The sequence below is a fragment of the Aeromicrobium sp. REDSEA-S32_B7 genome (assembly GCF_001626145.1).
Classification (GTDB): domain Bacteria; phylum Actinomycetota; class Actinomycetes; order Propionibacteriales; family Nocardioidaceae; genus Aeromicrobium; species Aeromicrobium erythreum.
Genome location: NZ_LUNF01000142.1, coordinates 1 through 9,468 on the forward strand (window position 1 = coordinate 1; position 9,468 = coordinate 9,468).

Annotated in this window: 8 protein-coding genes; 6 read left to right on the forward strand and 2 right to left on the reverse strand. The window is 71.1% G+C overall.

Annotation, left to right across the window (positions count from 1 at the left end):
- Window positions 1-623: pyridoxal-dependent decarboxylase (locus tag A6Q79_RS10080; protein ID WP_317698057.1), on the forward strand; the 623-nt coding region annotated here is incomplete at its 5' end.
- Window positions 624-828: 205 nt separating this feature from the next.
- On the opposite strand, the gene ileS is transcribed toward A6Q79_RS10080, so the two are convergent.
- Window positions 829-4,059: an isoleucine--tRNA ligase gene (ileS, locus tag A6Q79_RS10085; protein WP_289016776.1), complete on the reverse strand. Its 3,231-nt coding sequence runs from the start codon at window positions 4,057-4,059 to the stop codon at window positions 829-831.
- A gap of 285 nt (window positions 4,060-4,344) precedes the next feature.
- Here ileS and A6Q79_RS10090 point away from each other — a divergent pair, with 285 nt between their 5' ends.
- Genes A6Q79_RS10090 through A6Q79_RS10100 form a run of 3 tightly spaced genes read left to right on the forward strand, consistent with a single transcriptional unit; the run spans window position 4,345 to window position 6,274 of the window.
- Window positions 4,345-4,746, forward strand: a complete 402-nt coding sequence (locus A6Q79_RS10090) for a TraR/DksA C4-type zinc finger protein (RefSeq protein WP_067858249.1) — start codon at window positions 4,345-4,347, stop codon at window positions 4,744-4,746.
- 35 nt (window positions 4,747-4,781) lie between these two features.
- On the forward strand, window positions 4,782-5,336 hold the full coding sequence (gene lspA / locus A6Q79_RS10095) for a signal peptidase II (protein ID WP_236749715.1): 555 nt from the start codon (window positions 4,782-4,784) through the stop codon (window positions 5,334-5,336).
- Window positions 5,333-6,274, forward strand: a complete 942-nt coding sequence (locus tag A6Q79_RS10100) for an RluA family pseudouridine synthase (protein WP_067858247.1) — start codon at window positions 5,333-5,335, stop codon at window positions 6,272-6,274. The genes lspA and A6Q79_RS10100 overlap by 4 nt, the downstream gene beginning before the upstream one ends.
- Window positions 6,275-6,349: 75 nt before the next feature.
- Here the strand turns inward: A6Q79_RS10100 and A6Q79_RS10105 are convergent, their stop codons facing one another.
- Window positions 6,350-7,318 carry a hypothetical protein gene (locus A6Q79_RS10105; RefSeq protein WP_286689602.1) on the reverse strand — a complete coding sequence of 323 codons (969 nt, stop codon included), beginning with the start codon at window positions 7,316-7,318 and terminating at the stop codon, window positions 6,350-6,352.
- A gap of 168 nt (window positions 7,319-7,486) precedes the next feature.
- Here A6Q79_RS10105 and A6Q79_RS10110 point away from each other — a divergent pair, with 168 nt between their 5' ends.
- Both A6Q79_RS10110 and A6Q79_RS10115 read left to right on the forward strand, forming a co-directional pair.
- The gene (locus A6Q79_RS10110) at window positions 7,487-8,713 is read left to right on the forward strand and encodes a pyridoxal phosphate-dependent aminotransferase (RefSeq protein WP_286689601.1); all 1,227 of its coding nucleotides are present in this window, start codon (window positions 7,487-7,489) and stop codon (window positions 8,711-8,713) included.
- A 112-nt stretch (window positions 8,714-8,825) separates the two neighbouring features.
- On the forward strand, window positions 8,826-9,468 hold a 643-nt coding region (locus A6Q79_RS10115; RefSeq protein WP_317698061.1), incomplete at its 3' end, for an ATP-binding cassette domain-containing protein.

Below are 9,468 nucleotides of genomic sequence, written 5' to 3' on the forward strand. Positions count from 1 at the left end.
CCGTGGGCGAGCGCCCGGTGCGCGCGCAGACGAAACCCGGCGATATGCTGAACGCCCTGCCCGAAACCCCGCCAGAGCACGGCGAGGGGATGGAGGCGATCTTTGCCGATTTTGAGCAGAAGGTGATGCCCGGCATCACCCATTGGCAGCACCCGCGCTTCTTTGCCTATTTCGCCTCCAACGCCGCCGCGCGTCTGCTCGAGATCGCCACGCGCAACGCCGACGAGCTCGTCGAGGACGCCAAGGACCAGGCCGACAAGATCATCGGTGAGGCCCGCACCAAGGCCGAGCGCCTCACCAACGAGTCGCGCGGCAAGGCCGACCGCCTCGAGACCGACGCCCGCATCCGCGCGCAGAAGCTCGACGAGGAGACCAACGAGCGCCGCCAGCAGGCCGTCGCCGCCATCGAGCGGGAGCGCTACGAGCTCCAGCGCGAGGTCGAGCACCTGCGGGCCTACGAGCGCGAGTACCGGGCCCGGCTCAAGAACTACTTCCAGAGCCAGCTCGACCAGCTCGCCGCGAACGAGAACACCCCGGCTGCCGCCAACCAGGGCCAGAACGACGGGTCGCCCCGCCGCCTGCGCTCCCTGCTCGGCGACGAGGACAGCAACGCCTCGCTCTGAGTCCAGCACGACGAAGGCCCCCACCGTCTGGTGGGGGCCTTCGTCGTCTTCTCGGCCGGAGATTCCCAGGTCGACCTGGGAACCTCCCCGGAGCACGGAGAACTCAGCGACGCACGGAGAGCAAGCCGTGCTGGGAGGAGATTCCCGCGCCTGGTGGGGAGATTCCCAGGTCGACCTGGGAATCTCCCCACCGCGTGCAGAAACGTCAGGCCCTGGCCACGGCGACGCGGGCGCTGGCGCCGGTGACGTCGATGCTTGTGCCCTCGGGGAGGTCGCCCAGGTGCACCGACGTCGCGAGCGTCTCGCCTGCGACCAGCGCCTCGTGGATGCGGACCGCGTCGAGGACGGCGGCGTCGCCGTCGACGTGCAGGACGATCCGGTCCGAAACCGACAGGCCGGCGTCGCGTCGGGCCTGCTGGACGCCGCGCACGACGTCGCGGGCCAGGCCCTCGGCCTCGAGCTCGGGCGTCACGGTGGTGTCGAGCGCGACGAAGCCGCCGCGGGGGAGCACCGCGATCTCGGTGCCGCCGGACGCGCCCGCCACCTGCTCGAGGGTGAACTCGCCCTCCTGCAGCGCGATGCCGCCGGACGTGACCGTGCCGTCGTCGGCCACCGACCAGTCGCCCGACTTGGACCCCTTGATCGCCTGCTGCACGTCCTTGCCGAGGCGCGGACCGGCGACGCGGGCGTGCACGGTCAGGCGCGACGTCAGCCCGTGCGCGGCGGCCTCCTCGGAGTCGGCCGCGACGAAGCGGACCTCCCGCACGTTCAGCTCGCGGGCGACGACCTCCTCGAATCCCGACAGGGCAGCAGGGTCGGGCACGGCGACCTCGAGCAGGGGCAGCGGCAGCCGCACGCGCAGGGCCGCCGCCTTGCGCAACGCCGAGCCGGCGGAGCAGACCTCACGCACCTGGTCCATCGCCTCGACGAGGGCGTCGTCGACGACGAACGCGTCGGCGTCGGGCCAGTCGGTCAGGTGCACCGAGCGCCCGCCGGTGAGGCCACGCCAGATCTCCTCGCTGACCAGCGGCAGCAGCGGCGCGACGACGCGGCACACCGTCTCGAGCACGGTGTAGAGGGTGTCGAACGGCGCGCGCTGCTCGTCGGTGAGCTCGCCCTCGGCGTCCGACAGCCAGAACCGCTCGCGGGAGCGCCGGATGTACCAGTTCGTCAGGACGTCGAGGAAGTCGCGCGTCGACTCGCAGGCCTCGGCGATGGCGTAGTCGTCGAGGTAGGTCGTCATCTCGCGCACCCAGCGGCCCAGCTTTGCCACCACGTACCGGTCGAGCGGGTCGGCCGGAGCCGCCTCCAGCGGACGCGCGTCGTACTCGGCCGCGTTCGCGTACAGCCCCAGGAACGCCCAGCTGTTCCACAGCGGGATCATCACCTGGCGCACGCTGTCGCGGATGCCCTGCTCGGTGACCACCAGGTTGCCGCCGCGCAGGATCGGCGACGCCATGAGGAACCAGCGCATCGCGTCGGCGCCGTCGCGGTCGAAGACCTCCGAGACGTCCGGGTAGTTGCGCAGCGACTTGCTCATCTTGTTGCCGTCGGAGCCGAGGACGATGCCGTGGCTGACGCACGTCTCGAACGCGGGCCGGTCGAACAGCGCCGTCGCCAGCACGTGCAGCGTGTAGAACCAGCCGCGCGTCTGGCCGATGTACTCGACGATGAAGTCGGCCGGGAAGTGTCCCTCGAACCACTCGCCGTTCTCGAACGGGTAGTGGTTCTGCGCGAACGACATCGACCCGGAGTCGAACCAGACGTCGAGCACGTCGGGCACGCGGCGCATCATCGACGTCCCGGTCGGGTCGTCGGGGTTCGGACGCACCAGGTCGTCGACGTACGGACGGTGCAGGTCGGGCACGCCGTCCTTCAGCGGCAGCGTGCCGAAGTCGCGCTCGATCTCCTCGAACGAGCCGTACACGTCGATCCGCGGGTACGCGGGGTCGTCGCTCTTCCACACCGGCACGGGGGAGCCCCAGAACCGGTTGCGGGTGATCGACCAGTCGCGCGCGTTCTCCAGCCACTTGCCGAACTGGCCGTCGCGGATGTGGTCGGGCACCCAGCGGATCTGCTGGTTCAGCTCGACCATGCGGTCCTTGAACGCCGTCACGCGGACGAACCACGACTCGACGCCCTTGTAGATCAAGGGCTGACGGCAGCGCCAGCAGTGCGGGTAGGAGTGGTCGTACGTCTCGCGCCGCAGCAGCAGCGTGCCCGACGTGACCGCGCCCGTGCCGTTCTTGAGGTCGTCGATCACGTGCGGGTTCGCGTCGAAGACCTGCATGCCGGCGTAGTGGCTGACCGGCTCCGTGAACCGACCGTCCTTCGCCACGGGCATGACGGGCGCGATGCCCTCACGGTCGGTGACCTCCTTGTCGACCTCGCCGAACGCGCCGGCGCTGTGCACCAGGCCGGTGCCGTCGGTGGTCGTGACGGCCTCGTCGGCCGCGACCACGCGGAACGCGTTCTCGTGGTCGGCGTAGTAGGAGAACGGCGGCGCGTAGACCAGGCCGACCAGGTCGGCCCCCGTGCCGCGCCACACGACGGCGGGCTCGTCGCCGAGCTCGCGCGCGTACGCACCGAGGCGGGCCTCGGCCATCACCAGGGAGGTGCCGCCGTGGTCGACGGCCACGTAGTCGATGCCGGTCCCGACCATGACCGCGAGGTTCGACGGCAGCGTCCACGGCGTCGTCGTCCAGATCATCAGGCGGGCGCCCTGCAGCTGGCCCGGCGTCGTGATCTCGAAGCCGACGGTGACCGCCGGGTCCTGACGGTTCTGGTAGACGTCGTCGTCCATCCGCAGCTCGTGGTTCGACAGCGGCGTCTCGTCGTTCCAGCAGTAGGGCAGCACCCTGAAGTCCTCGTACACGAGGCCCTTCTCGTGCAGCTGCTTGAACGCCCAGATGACCGACTCCATGTACTCCGGGTTCAGCGTGCGGTAGTCGTGCTCGAAGTCGACCCAGCGGGCCTGGCGCGTCACGTACGCCTCCCACTCGCCGGTGTACTTCAGCACCGACGCGCGGCACGCCTCGTTGAACCGGTCGATGCCCATTGCGACGATCTCGTCGGTCGTCTTGATGCCGTTGAGCCGCATCGCCTCGAGCTCGGCCGGCAGCCCGTGCGTGTCCCAGCCGAACCGACGCTCGACCCGGCGGCCGCGCATCGTCTGGTAGCGGGGCACGAGGTCCTTCACGTAGCCGGTCAGCAGGTGCCCGTAGTGGGGCAGGCCGTTGGCGAACGGGGGACCGTCGTAGAAGACGAACTCGTTCGAACCGTCGTCGCCGGGGTCGCGGGCGTCGACGCTCGCGCGGAAGGTGCCGTCGTCCTTCCAGTACGCCAGGACGCGCTCCTCGATGTCGGGGAAGCGCGGCGTGGAGGGGACGTCGCCGGCGGGCTGGTCGAGGCCCGTCTGCGCCTTGGGGTACGTCATGCGGCTGCTCCTGGAGGGTCGTTCTCTGCCTCGAGGACGACCCTGGGGAGGACCGCGGTACCACCTCGGTTGCCGCCGTCGGACCTGCCGACCGCGACCACTCGTCGAACGGCTGTGACGGGCCACCCGTCCGGTTCTACTGAGGCCTCGGGGGAGGCCCGTTCTTCCGGAAGCTCGCCGCTGATGACGGCTCGGACGCTGCTGGTGACAGCGTACTCCGCCCGCCGGCCCGACCGTGCCCTGGGCGAAGTTGTGTCGCCAGGGGCCCGGGTCTACTGTTCCCGCATGACCGAGACCACCCTGGCCGTGCGGGGCGACGAGGATCCCTGGACCTCCGACGAGACCGCGGCCGTCCGCGCCGAGCTGGAGGACGACCTCGTCCGGCTCCGCAAGGAGCTCGACCTCTCCGCCAAGGAGCTGCAGGACCTGCTGCGCGACGGCGTCGACGGCGCCGGGAACGACCAGGCCGATGTCGGCTCCACGAGCCTCGAGCGCGACGCGGAGATGTCGCTCGCCGCGAACCAGCGCGTGCTCCTGCTGCAGACCGAGAAGGCGCTCGACCGGCTCGGCAAGGGCACCTACGGGGCCTGCGAGACGTGCGGCGAGCCGATCGGCAAGCTGCGCCTGCAGGCCTTCCCGCGTGCCACGCTCTGCAAGTCGTGCAAGCAGCGCGAGGAGCGTCGCTGACCCTGCGCGTGGGCCCACGTGGGACGATGACGGCGATGCCTGAATCCTCCGAAGCGGCCTCCGTGCCCACGCCCCGTCGCCGGGTCGTGCCGCTGTTCCTCGCCGTCGTCGCCGCCGCCTGGGTCGTCGACCAGCTCACCAAGGTGCTCGCCGTCGACCGGCTCGCCGACCGCGCCGAGCCGATCCGTCTCGTGCCGGGCGTCCTCGAGCTGACGTTCCTGCGCAACCCCGGTGCGGCGTTCGGCATGGGCGCCTCCATGACGGTGCTGCTCAGCGTTGTCGCGATCGCGGTCTGCGTCGCGGTCGTGCGGCTCGCGGCCCGGCTGCGCGACCGGGTCTGGACCGTCGCGCTGGTGCTGCTGCTGGCCGGTGCGCTCGGCAACCTCACCGACCGCGTCTTCCGTGAGCCCGGACCCTTCCGCGGCCACGTCGTCGACTTCATCGACTACGGCGGGTTCTTCGTCGGGAACGTCGCCGACATCTACCTGACCGTCGCGGCCGTCCTCGTCGTCATCCGCACCTGGCAGGGCGTCGGCATCGACGGCACCCGCGCCGAGGCCGACGAGTCCGGCGCGAAGGACCGCGCATGAGCGCCGGGGTCGGGCAGGAGCACCGGGTCATCGCGGTGCCCGAGGGTCTCGCCGGCGAGCGCGTCGACTCCGCCCTGGCGCGTCTGCTGGGACTCTCGCGCACCCGCGCGAGCGAGCTGGTCGCCGAGGGCCACGTGCTCCTCGACGGGCAGGTGCCGCAGAAGTCCGAGCGCGTCGAGCCCGGCTCGCTGCTCGAGGCCACGATCCCCGCGCCCCGCGTCGCGACCGTCGTCGCCGAGCAGGTCGAGGGCATGAGCATCGTCTACCAGGACGACGACATCGTCGTCGTCGACAAGCCCGTCGGCGTCGCCGCCCACCCCAGCGTCGGGTGGGAGGGACCCACGGTCGTCGGGCACCTGGCCGGCGCCGGGGTCCGCATCTCCACGTCGGGCGCGCCCGAGCGGCAGGGCATCGTGCAGCGCCTCGACGTCGGCACGAGCGGGCTCATGACGATCGCGAAGTCCGAGCGGGCGTACAGCGTCCTCAAGCAGGCCTTCCGCGACCGCACGGTCGAGAAGACGTATCACTCGCTCGTACAGGGCCACCCCGACCCGCACACCGGCACGATCGATGCCCCCATCGCCCGGCACCCGAAGCACGACTTCAAGTTCACGGTGCGCGCCGACGGCCGGCCCAGCGTCACGCACTACGACACGCTCGAGGCGCACCGGTTCGCGTCGCTGCTGACCATCAAGCTCGAGACGGGTCGCACGCACCAGATCCGCGTGCACATGAGCGCGCTGCACCACCCGTGCGTCGGCGACCTGCAGTACGGCGCCGACCCGACGCTCGCGGCCCGGGTCGGGCTGGACCGGCAGTGGCTGCACGCCGTCCACCTCGGCTTCGACCACCCCACCACCGGCGAGCGCGTCGACTTCGAGAGCCCCTACCCGTCCGACCTCGCCCACGCCCTCGACGTCGTCCGCGACGCCCACTGACCCACCCACCCCCTGAGCGTGACGTTTGCGGGGTGGCTCAGCGCTCCGCGGCCCGCAAACGTCACACTCAGCGGGTCAGTGCCAGGGTCGGGCGCCGGGCCAGGTGGACCACCACGGGGGAGGGTCGAGCGTCCAGCGACGTCGAGACGTCCGGGCGGCGTCGAGCCGGCCCCGGACGATGCGCGCGCTCAAGCCCCACCGATCGCGATGATCGAGGGCCGTGGCGCGCACGACCACGCACCCGGCGCGCTCGAAGGCCTCCTCGCGACGGTTGTCGAGCGTGTGCTGCTCGATCTCACGGTGCCCTGCTCCGTCGGTCTCGATCACCAGCCCGGTCTCGGGGTCGACGAGGTCGGCGACCCCGAGCAGCACGCCGTCGAGGTCGAAGAGCGGAGCGTTCACTCGAAGGCCGGTCAGACCTGCGTCGAGCTGGGCGACGAGCCGGGTGCGGGTCTCGGCCGGACTCGCTGAGCGTTCGGACGCGAGGGACAGGGCCTTGCGGACCTGCACGACGCCGCGGACCTTGACGTGACGAGCCTCGACCCGACGTACGGCGTCAAGCGTCGTACGGGGTCGACGGTGCGTGGTGCTCACCGCCATGTCGATCGCGACGACGGCGGCCCGCAGGTCCGGTGCGATCCGGGCCTCGTCGAAGGCGGCTCGAGCGAGTGTCGTCACGGCGACATGTTCACCGACGTCGACGACAGTGAGCTCCTCGGCGAGGACCCGTCCGCGAAACGGCGTGATCACCTCGCGACGTCGGAGCTGGGTGCCGGGCGAACAGTGGACGAGCGCTGGTCGCACCCCGTCGCCGGTCCGCCCGTCGAACCAGTTGTTGCCCTGGAGGAGCAGCGAGGCCCAGCCCCCGAGCGCCGTGCCGGGGAGGAGGAGCCCGACGGCGTCGTCGACGCGCTGCAGGTGCGCGGGAGCGTCCAGACCGGTCGCCCTGAGCAGGCCGTGGGCGCGGCGCTCCATCGCCGGCCCCCGCGCCACGTCGGGGGTGAGGCCGGCCCGAAGGTGGTGCGCGGTGCGACGTGCGTGCATGGCCCCACCGTCGCGTCGACGGCGCACGCGGTCATCCCGCCGTCCACACCCCGCTGAGCGTGACGTTTGCGGGCCGATTCCTCGGGTTCTGGCCCGCAAACGTCACGCTCAGGGGGAGGGAGCGTCACACTCAGTGGGGAGGGGAGGGGCGTCTGGGAGGATGACGGCATGCCCAGCCAGCGTGTGCGCCAGTCCGAGAAGCTGAGGGACGTCCTCTACGACATCCGCGGACCCGTGAGTGCCCGCGCCGCCGCCCTGGAGGCCGAGGGGCACCGGATCCTCAAGCTCAACATCGGCAACCCGCAGCCGTTCGGGTTCGACGCGCCTGCGGAGATCCTGCAGGACGTCATCGCCGCCCTGCCCGACTCCGCCGGCTACTCCGACTCCCGTGGCATCCAGTCGGCTCGCCGCGCCGTCGTGCACCACTACCAGCTGGTCGACGGCTTCCCCGCGCTCGACGTCGACGACGTGTGGATCGGCAACGGCGTCTCCGAGCTCATCCAGATGGCCCTGCAGGCGCTGCTCGACAACGGCGACGAGGTGCTCATCCCCATCCCGGACTACCCGCTCTGGACGGCCGTGACCAACCTGGCCGGCGGCACGCCCGTGCACTACCGGTGCGACGAGCAGAACGAGTGGAACCCCGACCTGGAGGACCTCGAGTCCAAGATCACCGAGCGCACGAAGGTCATCGTCGTCATCAACCCGAACAACCCGACGGGCGCGGTCTACTCGCGGGAGACGCTCGCCGGCATCGCCGACCTCGCGCGCCGGCACGGGCTCGTCCTCATGTCCGACGAGATCTACGACAAGATCCTCTACGACGACGCCGAGCACGTCTCGCTCGCGACGCTCGCGCCCGACGTCCTCACGCTGACCTTCAACGGCCTGTCCAAGGCCTACCGCGTGTGCGGCTACCGCGCCGCCTGGCTCGTCGTCACCGGACCGCTGGAGGGCGCGCGCGACTACCTCGAGGGCATCACGCTGCTCGCGTCGATGCGCCTGTGCCCCAACGTCCCGGCCCAGAACGCCATCCAGGTGGCGCTCGGCGGGTACCAGAGCATCAAGGACCTCGTGCTGCCCGGCGGTCGGCTCGTCGAGCAGCGCGACACCGCCGTCAAGGAGCTCAACGCCATCCCGGGCGTGTCCGTCGTGGAGCCCAAGGGCGCCCTCTACGTGTTCCCGCGACTCGACCCCGAGGTGCACGAGATCCGCGACGACCAGCAGCTCGTGCTCGACCTGCTCCTGAAGGAGAAGATCCTCCTGACGCAGGGCACGGGCTTCAACTGGCCCGACCCCGACCACCTGCGGATCGTCACCCTCCCGTGGGCGCAGGACCTGCGCGACGCCATCCAGCGCCTCGGCAACTTCCTCGCCAGCTACCGCCAGGACTGAGCTCGCCCGGGGGTCCGGATCTCATCCCTTCGGACGATGAGTTCTGTCGGCGCGACAGGGCATGATCGTCCCCAGGTGTTCCATCCCGGAACACAGGGCGGAGAGGTAGTTGATGGCCGACATGATCCGGGCCACCGGGCTCGTCAAGCGCTACAAAGGGGTCGAGGCGCTGTCCGGCCTCGACCTGTCGGTGCCCGAGGGCACCGTCCTGGGCCTGCTCGGCCCCAACGGGGCGGGCAAGACCACCGCCGTGCGCATCCTCGCGACCCTGCTCAAGGCCGACGGCGGCACCGCCGAGGTCGCCGGGGTCGACGTCGCGCGCGACCCCGAGGGCGTCAAGGCACGCATCGGCCTCTCGGGCCAGTACGCCGCGGTCGACGAGTACCTCACGGGCTTCGAGAACCTCGACATGATCGGGCGGCTGTACGGGATGGGTCGCACGCAGGCCCGCGACCGCGCGCGCGAGCTGCTCGAGCGCTTCGACCTCGCCGACGCGGGGGACCGGCCCTCCAAGACCTACTCCGGTGGCATGCGACGTCGGCTCGACCTCGCCGGCGCGCTCGTCGCGGCCCCGCCGGTGATCATCCTCGACGAGCCCACCACCGGGCTCGACGTCCGCGCGCGGCAGCAGATGTGGGGCGTCATCCAGGAGCTCGTCCGCTCGGGTGCCACCCTGCTGCTCACCACGCAGTACCTGGAGGAGGCCGACGTCCTCGCCGACGAGATCGTCGTCATCGACTCCGGCCGCGCCATCG